Genomic DNA, 15,934 nt, shown 5'->3' on the forward strand with positions numbered 1-15,934 from the left:
TGCTCCGCACGCACCGCCCCGCCAAGGACATCGCAATGACGTCAACGCCCTATTCCACACTGCGAGTTCTCTCGCTCGGCGCCGGAGTTCAGAGCAGCCTGCCGCCTCTCCTGCGATCGCGCGTCTCCACCCCACTGGTCGGCGCGCCGGTCATCCGGCGCGGCAGCCAATGGTGGCTCGTCACCAGCAGCGGTTCGCTCCTCGCCACCGACCCGATCTTCACCGGCGAGCTGGACCGCTTCGCAGCCGCCAGGGCCGCCGCCGACCAGGCGGTAGCCCGCCTGCACTCCCAGCGCGACGGGGCAGCGTGATGGATCCGTTGCTCAAGGGCGAGCAGGCCGCACTCGGCGCGGTCCTGCTCGATCCGCACCAGCTCGATCGTCTGGACTGGCTGGAGCCGCACGACTTCTACCGCCCGGCCCACCAGGCCCTGTTCACCGCCCTGCGCACCCTGCGCGCCGCCGGCCACCCAGCGCTCGCCGCTGCGGGAGAGGTGCCGCTGGCCTGGATCACCGACAGCCTCGCGGAGGCCGACAAGCACGTACGTGGGCTGACCGCCTCCTACCCCCACACTCTGATCGCCGCCTGCCCACAGCCGGCCAACGCCCCGGTCTACGGCCGGATGGTGCTGGAGGGCTCCATCCACCGCACCGTCGCCGAGCACGCCGCCCGCCTTCTGGCGGTCACCGAGGAAGGCGCCCGCGAGCACGAGGTCGAGGGCGCTGTCGCTCAAGCCGATGTCCTGGCGGGCGTCCTGACCGACCTCGCGCAGCGTTGGGGGACCCAGCCCCGGCCGACGGCTCCGGTCTCGCCGACCACCTCCAATGGCTCCGTGACCTCCCCGGGCCAGGTCGAGGACGAGCGGTTCCTGCTGTCCCTGCTCGTCTATCAGGATCGGGCGATCGAAGAGGTGTTCGGTTGGCTGCGGCCAGGCGACTTCGCCGACCCGGGCCACGGCCAGCTCTACCGCTGCCTTGGCGCGCTCCACCACCGGGGGGAGCCCATCGATCCGGTCACCACGCTGTGGGAAGTGCAGCGACGGGGCCTGCTCGCCGACGGCGCCGTCACCGAGGAACACCTCTGCGCCGTGTTCGGCACCGGGGCGGCCGGCTCGGCCGAGTGGCTCGGTGAACAGCTCCTGCGCGGTTCCCTGAACCGCACCGCAGCTGCCGCGGCACGGCATATCGCTGCTCAGGCGCACGACGACCGACTCGCCCCCGGTCAGCTCATCGGCCAAGCACTACATGCCCTCGGCCCGGTCGACGAGGTGCGGACCCGCTGGCTCAACGCGACCTCTCCGTCCCTGCACCAGCCGCAACCGCACGCCGACCAGGCCAGCCGCGTCAGCGCCGCGCTCGCCCGCAGCCCCGCCCAGCCCGCAGGACGCAAGACGCCCGGCCAGGGCCGGGTCCCGGTCTCCGCGCTCGCCCAGAGCCCCGGACCCGGCCCCGACCACTCGCACCCGAACCACTGCTACGGAGCCCCACGTGAACACCCCCGCCGGTGAATCCCGCGCCCTGCCATCCCCGGCCGTCCGCCTGGAAGCGCACGAGGCGAAGCCGCCCATCGCGACCACCGGATCCCGACTGGCTGTCGCCGGTCCGCTGATCGGATCGCTCTGCTCGGGGTACGGGGGACTCGACCTCGGGGCCATGGGCGCGCTCGGCGGTCGGGTCGCCTGGCATGCCGAGGTCGACCCGGGTGCTTCCAAGATCCTTGCCCGCCACTGGCCGGACGTGCCGAACCTGGGCGACATCAGCACGATCAACTGGGCCTCCGTTCCGCGGGTTTGCGTCCTCACGGCTGGCTTCCCCTGTCAAAGACGTCTCGGTCGCCGGCCGTCGCGCCGGACTCAACTCCGCAACCCGCTCCGGGCTTTGGCTGCACGTGGCGCGTGCTGTCGAGGCCCTCCGTCCGCACCTCCTGGTGGTCGAGAATGTACGAGGACTCCTCACCTCCCCCGCCGGTTCCCCTGGCGACGTGGAATGGTGCCCGTGGTGTCTGGGAGACGACCCAACCCGGCCTGCTCTGCGGGCACTTGGCGCCGTACTCGGGACCCTGGCCGACCTGCGGTACGACGCGCGGTGGCTCGTTCTTCGCGCCTCCGACGTCGGCGCCCCACATCACCGGGCCCGGATCTTCCTCACCGCCTGGCCCGCCGAGCACGGTACTGAAGACGCCGACCAGCAACATCGCGAAGAACGGCGGCAGCCAGCACCCGGCGAAACGCAAGAGCGGCGGCCACGGGCCGAACCTGGCCGACGAGGTGGAGTGGCTGCTGCCGACGCCGAAGGCGAGCGACGGGACGAAGGGTTCGCCGAACCAGCGACACGGGAACGGCGATCTGACCCTGCCGTCCGCCGCGGCGTCACTTCTGCCAACCCCGAGGGCGAGCGATACCGGCACTCCGGGTCGGCGGCCGGGCAGGGGCTGGCGCCCGCCGCTGTCGGCGGTGGTCCTTCCGCTCTGGTTGTCCCCGACGCAGCAGGAGACTCCGGGCGGTGGGGCCAGTACGCCTCCGCCATCGCCCGCTGGGAGATGCTCACGCATCCCGCGCCGGCTCCCACGGACGCGGGTGGCCGGCTTCGCCCGGAGTTCGTGGAGTGGATGCAAGGGCTGGAGCCGGGCTGGGTGACCACCACGCCGGGGCTCGGCCGCCCCGCCCAGCTCACCGCCCTCGGCAACGGCGTGGTGCCTCAACAGGCTCGCCGCGCCTTGGAGTTGCTGGCTCCGCCGATGCCGCGCTGCCCGCGCTGCCGTGCCGAGTGAGGGCGCCCGCTCACCGGCACCCTCGCGACGCCGTCGCCCTCGGCCTGCGCCTGGCCACTGAACGCCATTCGGCCTGCGTCTAGCACGACTTGGCGGCCGGACCAAAACGCCGATCCTGCGGATCCTCTGTCCACCACCGCTTCACCGGAGCCCCGCCATGACCCGAAGAAGACCCGCAGCCGTCCCCGCCCCCGTACACCCGAACCACCTGGATGTGCCATGTCCGACCCGATGCCGGGCCCCGCCGAGCCCGAACCGATCCGCATCCCCGACGAGGACCTGGACGACCTCGTCAGCGCGCTTCACCGCACCATGGCCGAGGTCCGCCACCACGGCGTCATCCTCGACCGTCTCGGCTCCGAAACCGACGACGAGCCGGGGTCCGGCTCCACCGAGCCGGACCCCGTGCCCACAGACGAACCCGAAGCTGCGCCGCCGCTGTTCATCCTCGCGATGGGCGGCGCGCAGTACGCCGCCGAACTGGCCGAGCTGTCCTTCTGGGTCACCCACATCCTGCTGCCCGTCTACGGCCGGGAGATCGGCTCCACCCGCCCCTGGTGCGCGAAGTGGCACGAGCACCCGGAGGCCGTCGCCCGCCTCCACGCCCTGTGGCTGGCCTGGCAGCAGCTCACCACCGCCGAGGCCGGCCACACAGGCCCCTCCACGTGGCACCGCGACCACCTGGACCACGCGCTCCTCCAACTCCGCGCTCCCGACGGTCCGTTCGCAGCGTGCACCACCAGCCCGTCCCGGCCCGCCCACCGCCTCCTGTCCACCCCTGACCAGCTGGGACTCGCCGTATGACCCCCACGCTCGACCTCCAGGTCAACGGCCTGAACCCCGCCGACGAGAAGTCCGCCGATCTCTACGTCGGAATGCACCAGGACGAGTTCAAGGTCCTCGCCCAGCACAATGTTGGCGACCGCTCCCTCGTCCTGGCCTTCGATACCACGGCGACCTGGGGCGCGCTCTATGGCGAGCCGAATCTGGCCGCCTTCGACGTCGTCCGTCACCGGGAGCAGGAGTCGTTCAGGCTGCGCGCCTCGCATCACGCGAACGTCGCGTTCGCCCGCAAGTGGCTGATCGAGCGGGGGTGCCCGTCCGACGCCCTCCAGCTGGCCTGGATGCGGCCCGGCGACGAGCTGACGACACGCATCGAGGACCGTATCCATCGCTCCGGCGACCGCTACGAGGTCGTCGACCAGCTGGCCATGGACGGCGATGCCACCGAGGCGTGGACGATCGCTGTCGACCGGACCGCCGCCGAACTGCCGGCGCGCCTGTTCCTCGAAGAGGTCCAGCCCGACCTCGGCACTTACACGCTTCGCGAGGGCGCTTTCCCTGACGTGGAATCGGCGTGGCGGTGGACCCGCACGAATCTCGGTCCGCTGCCGCTGGCGCCCGAGGACCGCGATCCGGAGACCGACCGCACCCGCGCCGCCCTCGCCCGCAGCACCACACCCTCCATCAGCGCGGACGCCGTCCTGGCCTCCGCCCCCGCCGCTGCCACCGTCGCCCAGCCCGATCGGGGGCGGTCGCTGTGACCCGCGCGAAGTTCGGCTTCTCCGCCCATCCCGACGCCATCGCCGACCTGCGTCAACTCCCCGACGCCATCCGCGACCAGGCACTGCTGCACCTTCAGGACCTCGTCCACGGCGAGCGCGTCGCCAAGCGCCTCGACGGTCGGCTGGAGGGCTGCCACAAGATCTACCTCGGCGTCGGCGACCAGTGGGCCAGCCACCGCCTGGTCGTGCAGTTCCGCGACGCCCCGCCCGACGCGAAGCACGCACGCGAGGTCCACCTCGTCGCCGCCGGCCCGCGGCTGGACTACGCGGTCTACCGCTCCGCCCAGAACCGCCTGGGCCGCACCGGCCTCAACCTCCCCACAGGCCTCAGCCCCGCCGAGGACGCCCGCGTCCACGCCGCCCGTGCCCGCTCCGCTCGCCCGGCACCCGCAGCGGCCACCGGCCCCGCCTACACCACCGCTTCCCCCGGCTACACCCCCAACTCCCCTGCACGAAAGGCCCGATGATGACCATCGCCCCCACCCACGCCGAACTCGCCACCTGGCTCGTCGAGGCCGCCGAGGCCATCTCCGGCATCGTCACCACCCAGCACTCCACTCCGTTGTCCCGCTCCTACCTCCACCCCGTCCTCGGTCCGCTCGCCGCTGGGCCCGAGGTCCTCACGGCCCTCGCGACCCGAATGGAGGACCTGCTGGACGAGGAGCTGCCGACCACCCCGGCCACGCTGTTCACGCTGGCCTCCTACGCTTCCGCCCTCGGCTGGCTCACCGAGTCGCTCTCCGACCTGACGCGAACCGTCGATGCCCTGGCCACCATGGCCGGCCTTCCGCCGCGCTCCGGTGCCGACGCCAGCATCCCCGCCGAGCTGGAGGGCTTCGACCTCTCTGGCTACACCCCGCGCGACCAGGAGACGGTCGCCGACCTGGCGGCCGAAGCCGCACTGCCGCCCGGCCTCTACCTCCAGATCCTGGGCCTGGCGCTGCTCGCCGCCTCGGACTTCACCGAGGCGTGCATGGAGATCATCGGTGCCCTGACCGAGGACGCCCACGACCTCCTCAAGGAGTCCGTCAGCTCCGTCCGCCTCGGCGGTGAGGGTCCCGACAGCCTGCCCACGCTGGTCCGCTCCCTCATCACCCGGATGGGAACGGACCGGTGAACCCGCACGACCGACTCGTCAAGCCCCCCGCCCACCGGGTCTACGAGCAGCTCGGCGTGGACGACGTCCGGACCATGCTCAAGCACCACCCCCAGGACAGCGCCGAGGCGGGCCTCGCCCGGCACCTCGCTGCGGCCGCCACTCCCACGCCGCCCGCCTCCCCGACGCGCCTGCCGCTCTCCCCCCGCACCCGCTGACCAGGAGCACCACCCATGTCCGCCCAGCCGACCACCGCCATGACCGCCGCCGACGCGGCGCGCGTGGAGAGCGTCCTGCGCCGGCTCTCCCCGAAGTGGACCACGCACTTCGTCCACACGATCGCCAAGTACGGCCCGGAAATGCGCGTACGCGACGTTTCCCACTACCATCCGACGGTCGCCCAGCCGTACGTCAGCAAGCGCCTCGCCGGCATGGCGGACGCCGCCCTGTTGAACCGCGATGCCACCTTCGACCGCTGGGCGCCGTACCGGCTCAGCGCCGGCGCGCGCACGCTCGGACCGCTGTACCGCGCGGTGGCCCAGTGGTCCTCCGAACACCTCGGCCGCGCGCCGCAGGGACGGTCCGACCGGATCGAAGAAGCCCTGCGCCGGCTTCAACTCGTGGACACCACTGAGGTGGTCCGGCTGCTCTCGGAACACGGACAGATGCGGGTGACCCACCTGGCGGAGCGCGTCGGCGTCTACGAGCAGCTCATCGCCACCCGGCTCAACCGGATGCAGGCCGACGGCCTGGTCGCCCGTACCGGCTCCAGGCACGGTGCCCCCTACGTCCTGACCGAAGCAGGCCGTGCCCTCGTCCCCGTCTACGCCGCCGTGCAGCAGTGGGACACCCGGCACTCGGCCGCCCCGCCGACCCGTGTGTCGGCCGCCACCCACACCTTCATCACCGGATCGGACACCGTGCGGACCGCGGCAGCGCTGCGGCGAAGCCCCGCGCCCGTCGGCATGTTCAGCCACGCCGCCGCCCCGCAGCCGCGCGTCCCCGCAGCGGTCACGGCTGCCTCTCACCCCTCCCGCGGGCGGTGACCACGCGAACACCCGGCCCAGACTCCCTCCCGCGCCTCGACTTCCGCCAAGTCTGCACTCCGTCGCACCCGTCCTCGCCGCCCAGCCGTCATCCGAAGCCGCCGGTTCGACACCCCAGCCGACCAGCAGCCTCCGCCACCCCGCCCGTCGCCCGGCCCGCGCCCGCCACCGCGCGCCGCCGTTGACTCTGGACACCCCCTTGCCTTTCACACCTGACAAGCACCGCGAGTACCGGATCACGCCCCGCTACCTCGCCAACTCCGACGCCGACGTGTCACCGCCCATCGATCGGCTGCTGGACGCGGGCTGGGCGCTCAGCCGCGACGAGCTGGCCAACACCTACGTCACCGCGCCCGACCTGCGGGCCCGCCTGGCGTTCCTACCCGAGGGCGACGACTGCACGTACTGGAAGATCAGCGCCGGCCGGGATGCCTTCGCGCCGCCCGAGTGGCTGGTCACCTTCGACCACAAGACGCCGCCCGAGGTTGTCGAAGACTTCACCGCCTCCCTCGCCGACGCCTACACTCAGGGGCCCGGCACCTACCTGAACAACGGGCCGCGGCCCGACGGCGCAGGCACAACCCTCCAACTCCTTTCCTCCGGCTGGCGTCTGAACCCTGCCACGCCGTTCCTCACCTACCAGTCGCCCGACGACCTTGTCCGTCTCCACCAGCGCGACAGTCTCCTGCGGCACTCTGCGGAGATGGCCGGCGACACCGAGCGCTGGCTGTTCGAGGTCGGCCCGCCTCACGACGTCTGGTACGCCACCGCCTCCTCGCACCTGCCCGAGCACCTGCTCCAGACGCTCACCACCGCTGTCACCAACCCGGCCCCGGTCAACCGGCACATGCGACGCATCGACGTGGAGCACCTGTCCACCGCGGCCTCCGCAGTGCCGACCGCGCCGAGTCCGCTGGAGGTGGCGCGCGTCCGTGCCGCCACATCGCGCTCGCTGTCCGTCCCCCGGGCCGCTCCCACCGCGCTCGCCTACAGCACCACCACCCGCCCGCCGTCCGTCCCGGCCGATGTCGCCGGGCGCTCCCGCTAACCGCCGCCCCTCGCACAGTCCCCGCGCCCGCTCGGCCTGCCCGCCCGCCCGGGCGGCAGCGCTCCCGGACTGCCAGGGTCAACCGGCGGTAGCGGCCGGTCAGTCCACGGCCTGATCGCGGTGGGCACCCGGGTCGGCCGAGCCCACCGCACGGGCCAGTTCCTCCAACGTCAGCTCCACCCGCTGTCCGTCCGCCAGCCGAGCCTCCGTCACCTCGTCCTGCACCCGCTCTGCGCCGTTCACTGTGCCCACGGCCCACTGACCGTCGGCGATCATGACGATGTCGCCCATCGTCCATACCCGGCCCGTGCCGCGGATCTTGCGCTCCAGCGCCGCCATGTCGCGACCTCTGCTCTGCTCCAACGCTGCCGTCCCCCCTTCGGGCCTGTGTACGGCCCCGCGCCGCAACCCCTTTTCAGCACCGGCGTGTGCCGGTTCATTCCCAGCCCAGTTCGCCCACGGCAGACCGGCACCCTGCGGAAATGACTACGAACCTCGGCATGCGGCATGTCAAAGTAATCATGTCGCCGAAACCGCAGGTCAACGAAGGGATCCGGCCCCATGAACACACCCAGCAGCCTCCTGCCCGCCCCCGTCTTCCCCGCCGTCGAGGATCGGTCCTGGCTCTCCTCCGACCACTGCGCAGAGCCCGTGCTCGCGCTCCTGACTGGTCTCGGCTGGCCGATCGTCGACACGCCGGAGGCGAACGTCCACTGCACCAGCCCGGACGGACGGCTGTACGTCGGCTGGCTGCCGGAGGACCCGGACGCCTGGCGGCGCGGCATCGTCTGGCGCGTCCAGGTCCGCCCCGCCGACGCCGAGCCCTGGACACAGGAGTTCGGCATCCACACCCCCTCCGAGACCGTCGCCGGGTTCCTCTCCGCGCTCATCGCCGTCCCCAGCCGCTGACCGGCCCGTCCCCGCTCAACCACCGTCAGGAGAAGCCCCTTTGCCCTTCGTTCGAACCATTGAGTCCGCCCTCACCGACCGCCTGCCCGACGGGGAGAGCCCGATAGCCGGGCGAGCCGTCCACCGAGCCCTCCGGCAGCGCGGCCTCCCCTTCGAGCCCGTGCACACCGGTGGCGGCTACTTCGCCCTGTCCCTGCTGGTGCCCGACGGGGAGATCCTGGTCACCGACGACGACGGGCAGATCACGTCCCCCACTGAGTTCCACAACGCCTGGCTCGCCTGCTTCTACCCCCGCCCGGCATCGCCCTTCGACGCCGACGAAGACGAGGTGGTGGACATCTACGTCGGCGACGGAAGCCTCTCCTTCGCGGACGACTGCGCCACCTGCGCCGACGCGGTCGCCCGCTGGGTCGCCAACCGCCGAGCCGACACCCCGGTCGGAACCCTCGACGCCATGGCCCCCGCTCCCGCCGCCAGCGCCTTCACCTTGGCCACCTGAGTCCTCCCACCGGCATGACTCGCCGGTTCGCCCGGGTGCCCGGCCGATGTCGGGCACCCGGCGTCGCCGACTCGCACACCGGGCGGGCCGAACTCCCGCTCCTCGAAAGGCCGAACGCTGAAGCTCACCGTCGACCCGACCCGCATCACCGCCCCGACCGTCCTCCTCCTGGGCACGCTGACCAGCTTCTCCGTCTCGCCGGACAACCGCCTCGCCGGATGGCTGAGCTGCTGTGTGTGCCTCACCGGCCTGGCCTTGATGTTCGCCGACGCCTTCCAACTGGGCCTGCGCCGCGACCGGAGGGTCCTCGCCCATCTCGGCAAGGAGCCTTCCGGCGCACGCGTCCACCAGATCGGCACCGCACTGCGCCTTCCCGATCGCGCGGTCGCCACGTCGCTCGACCGGCTGACCGCTGACGGCTTCCTGATCCGCGTAGCCGGGGACGAGCCCCTGCCGATGCGCACCTACCGGCTGGCCGACTGACACCAACCCGCTCTGCCTCTCCCTGGGCCGTTCGCCCGGGGAGAGGCAGAGCGATCAACTGAGGGAAAGACCACGAGCACTCACCACGTCGAGTTCCACCCGGTGATCGTCACCGCCACCACCGAGCACCGCGCCAGCCGCCGCATCCTCGCCAGTCCACTGCTGCGGATCGTCCGGGCCGATCAGGTCGTCCGGGGAGATCTGATCGTCTCCAGCTTCCAAGCCCCCCGAGCTGGCCGCCTGTCGAAGGCCGACTACTTCGCCTCCGGCCTCTACCCCGCCGATCCCGGACCGCACGACCCGACCTGTGGCTGCGGAGCCTGCGGCCTGCCGGAAGTCCAAGGCCCCGACGGCACCGTCGTCCTCACCGCCGGCTTCCCGTGGGACACCTGCGACCCGTGGCCCGCCAACGACCCCGTCCTCATCCTGCCCCTCCGCCGCCTTCACGCGCCTGCACCGATGCTCCACCCCGACCTTCCGTGATCACCATCGCTGTCGCTTCGCTTGCCCAGCCTGCTTTCCCCTGCCCGGAGACCCGTCATGCCCCAGCACCTCACCGTCGGCCACCTGGTCGTCCAGCTCCAGAACCTCGACCCGAAACTGCGGGTGCGCCTCGCCGTGAACCCGGACTGGCCGTTCGCCCACTTCGTCGGCACGGACGTCGTCGTCCAGAACGGCATCGCCTACATCAGCGAGGACGGCCAGGAGGACTACCTCCCCTCCGCCGTCCGCGACCAGCTCGCCTGGTCCTGACCCCACGCCGCCAACCGAAGGAGCGCCCTATTCCCACCGGCTACCGCCCTGGCCTTCCCCGACCGCTCGACCGCTTCGCCCTCCGCCCCATGCCGACCTGGGCGCGCGGAGCACTCGTCCACAGCGTCCCGGGCCGCACCAACCGCCCGATCGAGATCCTCTGGGTCCCGGACACCGCGCCCCGTCTCCCCTTCGGCCGCATCCGCCTGCGGTGGGAGGCCGCCCCCAAGGCCGGCTGGGACGTCGCCGCCCATCTCGGCCTCTCCACCACCGAGGTGCACCTCGCCACCTGGCCCTCCGCCGGAGACGACTGGCCCCGCCTCGTCCGTCCCACCCTGCACGAGGTCACCGCGCTGTGCTCCGCCCTCTCCGTGGCGACCGCCGCGCTCGAACTCGCAAACCGGATCGCCGACCGCTGACTACGACCGAAGAAGGCCGCCCCGCGCCGATACGGCGGGGCGGCCTTGTCGTACGCTCGCCCGCCCGTCCCGCGTACCCTCGTCACCGGACACCGAGGAGGAACATCATGGCCGACGACCAGCCGCTCTGGGGCTACACCGAGGTCGCCAAGCACTTGGGGATCACCGTCGGTGCCGCCCGCAGCCGCAAGAGCCGAGGTGCACTGCCCGCGCCGGACGACGAGAGCATCCCGGACCGCCCGCGCTGGAAGCCCGCCACCCTGCAGAAATGGAAGCCCCGAGGCCAGGGCTACCGCAGCGACCTCCACACCGACCGCGCCGCCGAGCCGACCGTCGGATGACCGACAGGACACCATGACCAGCGCCCCGATGCCCTCGCCCCCGTTCCCGGCCCCGGACTCCGCTGTGCTCCAGCTGATCGTCGCCAACGCCGTCAACTCCGTGCACGCCGGCGACGCCACCGTCGAGCAGGCGATCCTCCACGCCGCCGTCCATGGCTGGTACGAGGGCCACATCGAAGGCGAAGACGCCTGCCCCGGCTGCGACTTCCGAGGCAGGCAGTAGCCGCGCGCCCCCGTCGGCACGAAAGGACCACTCGCCCGTGACCGATCTCCCCACCCGCCGTCCCGGACCGCTGCTCGCCCTCTGCGCCGTCGCAGCCACCGGCGCCGTCACCGCCATCCTCGCCGCGATGGACGGGCAGTACGGAGTGTGTGCCGTTGGCCTGCTCGCACTGGGCGGCAGCGCGCTGGCCGCCTACCGCACCGCGCTGGTCGCCGAACGCCGGACCGATGAAGCCGTCCTCGACCGTCTGCGCGCCGACCCCGGCCTCGGCCCGGACACCATCGCAGCGGACCTGGTCCTGCGCCCAGCCGCTGTGCGACTCAGCCTCCGCCGGGTGGCCGCCGACCGACTTCCGTCAGACCGCCACGGCTCTGAACCAAGACTCTGACCCAAACAATGTGAAGGACCGCCACCACTACAGGTGACGGTCCTTCACGTTGTTCGGGTAGGCGGTTTGGGCCCTCATGGAGTCTGATGCCACATCCGGAGCAGCAAGAGCTGCTCATTCTCTGCCACCGGCAGTGGCGGGCACCTTGCCACGCAGCCACTGCTTGAGGCCATCCCCGTCCACCAAGGTGATAGCCGCCTCCTCCGCGTAGTTCCAGGCAGGGGCCGTGAAACCGGTGAGGGCGACTACCAACACGTCATCGGCCTTGTGAAGTTGCCGAGCCGTCCCACCCACTTTGGTCAGCTCGGAGAAGCCCACCTTGCTCGTCCAGCGCTTGCACTGCACGACAAGCCGCCGACCAGCACCAGTCACGGCGATCACGTCCGCACCGCGGTCATTGGCCTTGCCGTTCTCCTGCACGATGCTGCATCCCGCCAGATAGAGCAGGTCCGCGATCAGGTGCTCGAACTGGGTGTGGTCGAGCCTATAGACGTCCGCAAACGTCCCGATACTCAGCGGGAGGAAGTCGCGCGGTTTGCCGTAATGAGCCCGCAGCCACAGGTCGTTGTCGCGGCACAGGGTCGCATCGCCGTCCTCGGTGATGACTGCACAGTCGAAGTCCGAGGCTGAATCCATCCCTCGCAACGACGTCGACCCCAAAACACCGACCGCTTCGACCGACCGCCGACTTCCATCCGGCCTGAACACAAGTTGGTACCGCCGTAGCTCGTTGGTCGGAATGAGCTTTCCACGTGCCACGAACCACTCGCCGCAGCGGGCAGCACCGTTGTGAACTGTGCCTACCCAACCGCCAGCCAGTCTGTATCGGGAGCCGTCAGCACGATCTCCGGTGAGCCTCACCGGCCTGCCGCAATACAGGCATCGGTCCCAATGCTGGTGATCTCCCACGAGTCTGCCCCCCTTGGCCACTGGGGCCAGAATGCTACTGGGCACCTCTGACAAACGGGCCCAGTCACAGCTAGCCGGGGCTGGCGCTGGCGAGGGGACTGACGCAGAGTCAGCCCACTCGGGCACCAGCAGGTCAGCGGCCTGCATCGGTTCCCCTGAACGGCATTCGGTGCAACACCCGCTCGCTATGCCGGCGGAGATCACTTATTCCTGGTGCGCTGTACTCCCTACGGCCATCACGCCCACAGCTTGGCCTGCTGGATGCAGACCGATCGGAAGTAGAGGCAGAGCCGGGGCAGGATGCGCAAGGATGTCCGCATGTCTGCCATGTCCTTCTTCAGCGACGACCCAGTTGATGGGTCGTCGTCTGCCCCTGATCTGCTGGGGCGCCGCCGCTATGCAAGGACCGCTGCCGATCTCGTGCGGAGGGTACGAGTGCAGAGCGAGTCGAGCGTGCTCGCGCTTGTCGGAGCGTGGGGGTCAGGGAAGTCCTCTGTGCTCGCGATGGCGCTGGACGTGTTGCGCGAGGATTCGTCGGGTGCAGAGCCTTGGGTCATCGTGGAGATCAATCCGTGGCTGTTTCCGGACCTGGAATCGCTGGCGACTGGACTCTTCGCCGAGATCCGGGCGGTTCTCCCCAAGAACGGAAGCAAGTGGAAGAGAGCTCGAAGCAGTCTGGGAGAGTTCACGAAGGCCACTGCTCCTCTGGGCTCTCTGGTTGGTGTCGTCGGCGTCAACGCCTCAGGGCCCATGAAGTGGATCGGTGAGCGACTCGCAGGCGACATGAGCGTGAACGCCGCCAAGCGGGAGGTCGAGGCCGCGTTGCGCGAGGCGGCTACTCCGATCCTGGTCGTCATGGACGATCTGGACCGCCTTACGCCAGATGAGCTGCTCCTGGTCTTCAAGCTCGTACGGCTGGCCGGACGCCTGCCCAATATTCACTACCTACTCAGCTACGACGAGCGCACGCTGCTCGACGTCCTGACTCGCAGCGACCTGGTCGGCGGGGAGGAGTCCCGGGCCCGGGAATTCCTGGAAAAAATCGTGCAGGTCCGTCTCGACCTCCCGGCCTTCCGTGAGAAAGAGGCAGGCGAGCTGATGAACGGGTACCTCGGTGAACTTCTCAACCGTCACGGGAAGCTACTGACGTCAACGGACCAGTCGCGGCTGGGCGAGGCGTACACGGCGTATCTGCAAGAACGGCTCCAGACCCCACGGGCGATCAAGCGGTTCATGGGACAGGCCGATGCCAGCCTGGGCTCCGTCGTCAATGACGTCGACTTCGTCGACTTCCTACTGATGACCTTTCTACGCACCATGGAGCCCGGCGTGTACGCGATGGTCAAACGCCATCGAGGCGAACTGACCGGCAACGCGCACATCCCACAGAGCAACTCGGCCAATGCCCACGAGCTTTGGCAGGCCCGAGTGAAGCACGCTGGCGTGACCGCCGAGCACGTCGACGGTATTCTGGGCGTGCTCGGGATGCTGTTCACACCCGTGGCCGACGTCTTGGAGAGCTGGCAGGCCACTGCGGCGTCCAATGCCGACGAACGCCACGGCGTCGGGAGCGACGACTACTTCGACCGCTACACGACCTTCGGCGTTCCCGAGGACGACCTACCCGAAGAGATGTTCGAGCATGGCCTCCGTCAGATCCTTGCCAGCCAAACTGGCGATGCGGCCACTTCCCTGATCGAGCATCTACGCTCCGACACTCGCCGTATCGTGCGCCGCATCGAGCAACGGCTTCCGCTCTCGAGGAGTCCCCAAGGCCAAGCGCTACTGGCGCTGTTGGCAGACGAGTACGCCAACGTCCAGGGCCCAGCTGAAGGACTCGGGCTTCTCCGGCCCCAGGCGGCTGTCGAGATTCTTTCCCGTCGTGTCCTAGCGGACATCCCGAACGATCAGCGCCTCAACACCCTTGTGAGAATGGCTCACACGGCGGACGGCAGTGTGCTCGCAGTCATCACGCTCCACAACACCGTGTACCCCTCAGGGCAGCCCGCAAGCGACCTCGCCACAGACCCCGGCATTCCGGAGTGGGCTGGCAACGCCCGCGCGCCCCTAGCCGCACAGATAGCCGATCATCTTCGCTCTGCCGCGGACCAAGGGGCTGACAAGATCTCGCCGGCGCAACGCGAACTGCTTCGGGGATGGGCCATGCTCATCCCGGATCAAGCGTCCGAATGGGTCCGCGCACAGCTCGATGCTGGGAAGTGGGAACTCCTGGACCTTCTGGTCAGCCTTTCGCCGCGGAAGCTCCTGCACGGCCTGCCCATCCTGGAGGACGTGGACCTCAAGACGTTCGACGTCCTCATCGGGCTCGACCGCATCATGGTTGACCTCGCGGCCGAGATCGCGGCTGCCCCGATCCAACTCCCCCTGACGACAACGCTCGCAACGCCTGACCTCGACCGGAAACACGTCTTGTCCTCACTGCGCCGATATCGCGACCAGGCGCCTGACCAACCGCAGCCACCTACACAGTGATCAAGTGGCCAGGTAAGGCCCCCGGTCTGCCAGGTCGCTGAGACCAAGAGGGCGGTGTGGCACAGGCAAGCCCCCTGTGCCACACCGCTCTTCGATACTCCCGCCCTCGCCTCGCCACGGGCAGCATGAACAAGCCCCGCCTTCCCCAGGGTCAGCCGCGATCGCACCGCGCCGACAGCACCGCCGCCCCAGGCCAGGTTGGTCTCCTTGTTGTCGACACCTGCGAAGGTAGCGGTTGGCGCAACGCCGTATAGCGCAACGCGGGCTTCGACTGGCGTAGAGGATTCGTCCGATCAGTCAGGCGGCCTGAGCGGATGCCTGGTCGCCTTCAACAGCGGGACTGCGATGTTGCATTCAATACAACATCGTTGCGCCCACATCATCGCGCCTGGCCACACGCCCTGCGAGGGGAGCAACCCGGATTGCTCCCCTCGGAGAAACAGCTGGCCACTGCCGGTTGCATCGGATGCCGAATGTTGCATCCGCCGCAATACCGCTCGTTACTCCAGGTAGAGCCCTGCGAAGAGCCCATCGAACCCCAGGACGGTGCGGGCCTCGTTGAGGTCTCGGTAGTGCGTACAGGTGGGGTCGGCGATCCTCGCGTCGAAGTCCCGACGGGTGATCTCGGGCTCCAGCCACTCCGTACCGCAGCGGCAGCCGATCCAGACGTGGCGGCGGTGGTTGATCAGCAGCCAGTCCCGGTGCGCTCGGCAGGTGGGACAGATGACCGGCATTCCGCGGAGCGCCAGCTCGGTGGGGCACTTCACGAGGCGCACCGCGTCGGGGCCGGTCGGCGGCCGGCTGTCGTACTCCAGCTGAAGGAGGGGATCGGCGGCCGGGGACGGGATGGTGGTCGGGTTCGGGGTGGTGGCGGTGCGCTCGTCGGTTCTGCTCACGGGCTCTCCGTTCGATGCTCGGATTCTTGCGTAACACCTGGTGGGGCTGGGTGTCGAGGAGGTTTGTTCTTGTGGGCCTGGCAAGGTGGGGCAGGTG

General features: G+C 70.0%; 23 protein-coding genes and 2 pseudogenes. 22 read left to right on the top strand and 3 right to left on the bottom strand.

Features of this window, described 5'->3' with window-relative positions; genetic code table 11:
• The first annotated feature begins 35 nt into the window (after positions 1 to 35).
• From ACZ6R9_RS02605 to ACZ6R9_RS02660, 12 genes and pseudogenes are all read left to right on the top strand, one after another.
• Positions 36 to 311 (top strand): hypothetical protein, encoded by a 276-nt coding sequence (locus ACZ6R9_RS02605; protein ID WP_465536026.1) that lies wholly within the window; start codon positions 36 to 38, stop codon positions 309 to 311.
• Positions 311 to 1,507: a DnaB-like helicase N-terminal domain-containing protein gene (locus ACZ6R9_RS02610; RefSeq protein ID WP_465536028.1), complete on the top strand. Its 1,197-nt coding sequence runs from the start codon at positions 311 to 313 to the stop codon at positions 1,505 to 1,507. The genes ACZ6R9_RS02605 and ACZ6R9_RS02610 overlap by 1 nt, the downstream gene beginning before the upstream one ends.
• Positions 1,488 to 1,751: pseudogene (locus ACZ6R9_RS02615) on the top strand (hypothetical protein); the annotation flags it as partial. The gene ACZ6R9_RS02610 and the pseudogene ACZ6R9_RS02615, both read left to right, overlap by 20 nt.
• A pseudogene (locus ACZ6R9_RS02620) lies at positions 1,684 to 2,115 on the top strand (DNA cytosine methyltransferase); the annotation flags it as partial. The pseudogenes ACZ6R9_RS02615 and ACZ6R9_RS02620, both read left to right, overlap by 68 nt.
• 516 nt (positions 2,116 to 2,631) lie before the next feature.
• Entirely contained in the window at positions 2,632 to 2,769 is a 138-nt protein-coding gene (locus ACZ6R9_RS02625) for a hypothetical protein (RefSeq protein WP_465536826.1), read from the top strand.
• A 219-nt stretch (positions 2,770 to 2,988) separates the two neighbouring features.
• A complete protein-coding gene (locus ACZ6R9_RS02630) occupies positions 2,989 to 3,573 on the top strand; it encodes a DUF4913 domain-containing protein (RefSeq protein WP_465536030.1) in 585 nt (194 codons plus the stop codon).
• Positions 3,570 to 4,313, top strand: a complete 744-nt coding sequence (locus ACZ6R9_RS02635; protein ID WP_465536032.1) for a glycosyl hydrolase — start codon at positions 3,570 to 3,572, stop codon at positions 4,311 to 4,313. Before ACZ6R9_RS02630 ends, ACZ6R9_RS02635 begins: the two co-directional genes overlap by 4 nt.
• Positions 4,310 to 4,801, top strand: coding sequence for a hypothetical protein (locus tag ACZ6R9_RS02640; protein ID WP_465536034.1), 492 nt, complete (start codon positions 4,310 to 4,312; stop codon positions 4,799 to 4,801). The genes ACZ6R9_RS02635 and ACZ6R9_RS02640 overlap by 4 nt, the downstream gene beginning before the upstream one ends.
• Entirely contained in the window at positions 4,798 to 5,451 is a 654-nt protein-coding gene (locus tag ACZ6R9_RS02645) for a hypothetical protein (RefSeq protein WP_465536036.1), read from the top strand. The genes ACZ6R9_RS02640 and ACZ6R9_RS02645 overlap by 4 nt, the downstream gene beginning before the upstream one ends.
• On the top strand, positions 5,448 to 5,648 hold the full coding sequence (locus ACZ6R9_RS02650; RefSeq protein ID WP_465536038.1) for a hypothetical protein: 201 nt from the start codon (positions 5,448 to 5,450) through the stop codon (positions 5,646 to 5,648). The genes ACZ6R9_RS02645 and ACZ6R9_RS02650 overlap by 4 nt, the downstream gene beginning before the upstream one ends.
• A 15-nt stretch (positions 5,649 to 5,663) precedes the next feature.
• Positions 5,664 to 6,476: a winged helix-turn-helix transcriptional regulator gene (locus tag ACZ6R9_RS02655; RefSeq protein WP_465536040.1), complete on the top strand. Its 813-nt coding sequence runs from the start codon at positions 5,664 to 5,666 to the stop codon at positions 6,474 to 6,476.
• Between the two features lie 199 nt (positions 6,477 to 6,675).
• Entirely contained in the window at positions 6,676 to 7,524 is an 849-nt protein-coding gene (locus ACZ6R9_RS02660) for an SPDY domain-containing protein (RefSeq protein ID WP_465536042.1), read from the top strand.
• Between the two features lie 99 nt (positions 7,525 to 7,623).
• Here the strand turns inward: ACZ6R9_RS02660 and ACZ6R9_RS02665 are convergent, their stop codons facing one another.
• Positions 7,624 to 7,863 carry a hypothetical protein gene (locus ACZ6R9_RS02665; RefSeq protein ID WP_465536044.1) on the bottom strand — a complete coding sequence of 80 codons (240 nt, stop codon included), beginning with the start codon at positions 7,861 to 7,863 and terminating at the stop codon, positions 7,624 to 7,626.
• 222 nt (positions 7,864 to 8,085) lie between these two features.
• Between ACZ6R9_RS02665 and ACZ6R9_RS02670 the strand changes: the two genes are divergently transcribed.
• The 9 genes from ACZ6R9_RS02670 to ACZ6R9_RS02710 all read left to right on the top strand — a co-directional run bounded on the left by ACZ6R9_RS02670 (position 8,086) and on the right by ACZ6R9_RS02710 (position 11,539).
• The gene (locus ACZ6R9_RS02670; protein ID WP_465536046.1) at positions 8,086 to 8,433 is read left to right on the top strand and encodes an SPDY domain-containing protein; all 348 of its coding nucleotides are present in this window, start codon (positions 8,086 to 8,088) and stop codon (positions 8,431 to 8,433) included.
• A gap of 40 nt (positions 8,434 to 8,473) precedes the next feature.
• Entirely contained in the window at positions 8,474 to 8,932 is a 459-nt protein-coding gene (locus ACZ6R9_RS02675; RefSeq protein ID WP_465536048.1) for a hypothetical protein, read from the top strand.
• Positions 8,933 to 9,190: 258 nt separating this feature from the next.
• Positions 9,191 to 9,415 carry a hypothetical protein gene (locus ACZ6R9_RS02680; RefSeq protein ID WP_465536050.1) on the top strand — a complete coding sequence of 75 codons (225 nt, stop codon included), beginning with the start codon at positions 9,191 to 9,193 and terminating at the stop codon, positions 9,413 to 9,415.
• Positions 9,416 to 9,517: 102 nt separating this feature from the next.
• A complete protein-coding gene (locus tag ACZ6R9_RS02685; RefSeq protein WP_465536052.1) occupies positions 9,518 to 9,898 on the top strand; it encodes a hypothetical protein in 381 nt (126 codons plus the stop codon).
• Positions 9,899 to 9,955: 57 nt separating this feature from the next.
• On the top strand, positions 9,956 to 10,168 hold the full coding sequence (locus ACZ6R9_RS02690) for a hypothetical protein (protein ID WP_465536054.1): 213 nt from the start codon (positions 9,956 to 9,958) through the stop codon (positions 10,166 to 10,168).
• Between the two features lie 89 nt (positions 10,169 to 10,257).
• Entirely contained in the window at positions 10,258 to 10,587 is a 330-nt protein-coding gene (locus ACZ6R9_RS02695) for an esterase (RefSeq protein ID WP_465536056.1), read from the top strand.
• A 107-nt stretch (positions 10,588 to 10,694) separates the two neighbouring features.
• Complete coding sequence (locus tag ACZ6R9_RS02700) at positions 10,695 to 10,928, top strand: MarR family transcriptional regulator (RefSeq protein WP_465536058.1); 234 nt, start codon at positions 10,695 to 10,697, stop codon at positions 10,926 to 10,928.
• 13 nt (positions 10,929 to 10,941) lie between these two features.
• Complete coding sequence (locus tag ACZ6R9_RS02705) at positions 10,942 to 11,151, top strand: hypothetical protein (protein WP_465536060.1); 210 nt, start codon at positions 10,942 to 10,944, stop codon at positions 11,149 to 11,151.
• Positions 11,152 to 11,188: 37 nt separating this feature from the next.
• Positions 11,189 to 11,539 (top strand): hypothetical protein, encoded by a 351-nt coding sequence (locus ACZ6R9_RS02710; RefSeq protein WP_465536062.1) that lies wholly within the window; start codon positions 11,189 to 11,191, stop codon positions 11,537 to 11,539.
• Between the two features lie 114 nt (positions 11,540 to 11,653).
• Here ACZ6R9_RS02710 and ACZ6R9_RS02715 read toward each other — a convergent pair whose 3' ends face one another.
• Positions 11,654 to 12,175: a restriction endonuclease gene (locus ACZ6R9_RS02715; protein WP_465536063.1), complete on the bottom strand. Its 522-nt coding sequence runs from the start codon at positions 12,173 to 12,175 to the stop codon at positions 11,654 to 11,656.
• A 591-nt stretch (positions 12,176 to 12,766) separates the two neighbouring features.
• Here ACZ6R9_RS02715 and ACZ6R9_RS02720 point away from each other — a divergent pair.
• Positions 12,767 to 14,941, top strand: a complete 2,175-nt coding sequence (locus tag ACZ6R9_RS02720; protein WP_465536065.1) for a KAP family P-loop NTPase fold protein — start codon at positions 12,767 to 12,769, stop codon at positions 14,939 to 14,941.
• A 500-nt stretch (positions 14,942 to 15,441) separates the two neighbouring features.
• Here ACZ6R9_RS02720 and ACZ6R9_RS02725 read toward each other — a convergent pair whose 3' ends face one another.
• Entirely contained in the window at positions 15,442 to 15,837 is a 396-nt protein-coding gene (locus ACZ6R9_RS02725; RefSeq protein ID WP_465536067.1) for a hypothetical protein, read from the bottom strand.
• Between the last annotated feature and the right edge of the window lie 97 nt (positions 15,838 to 15,934).

The organism is Kitasatospora sp. NPDC048662 (assembly GCF_055587065.1).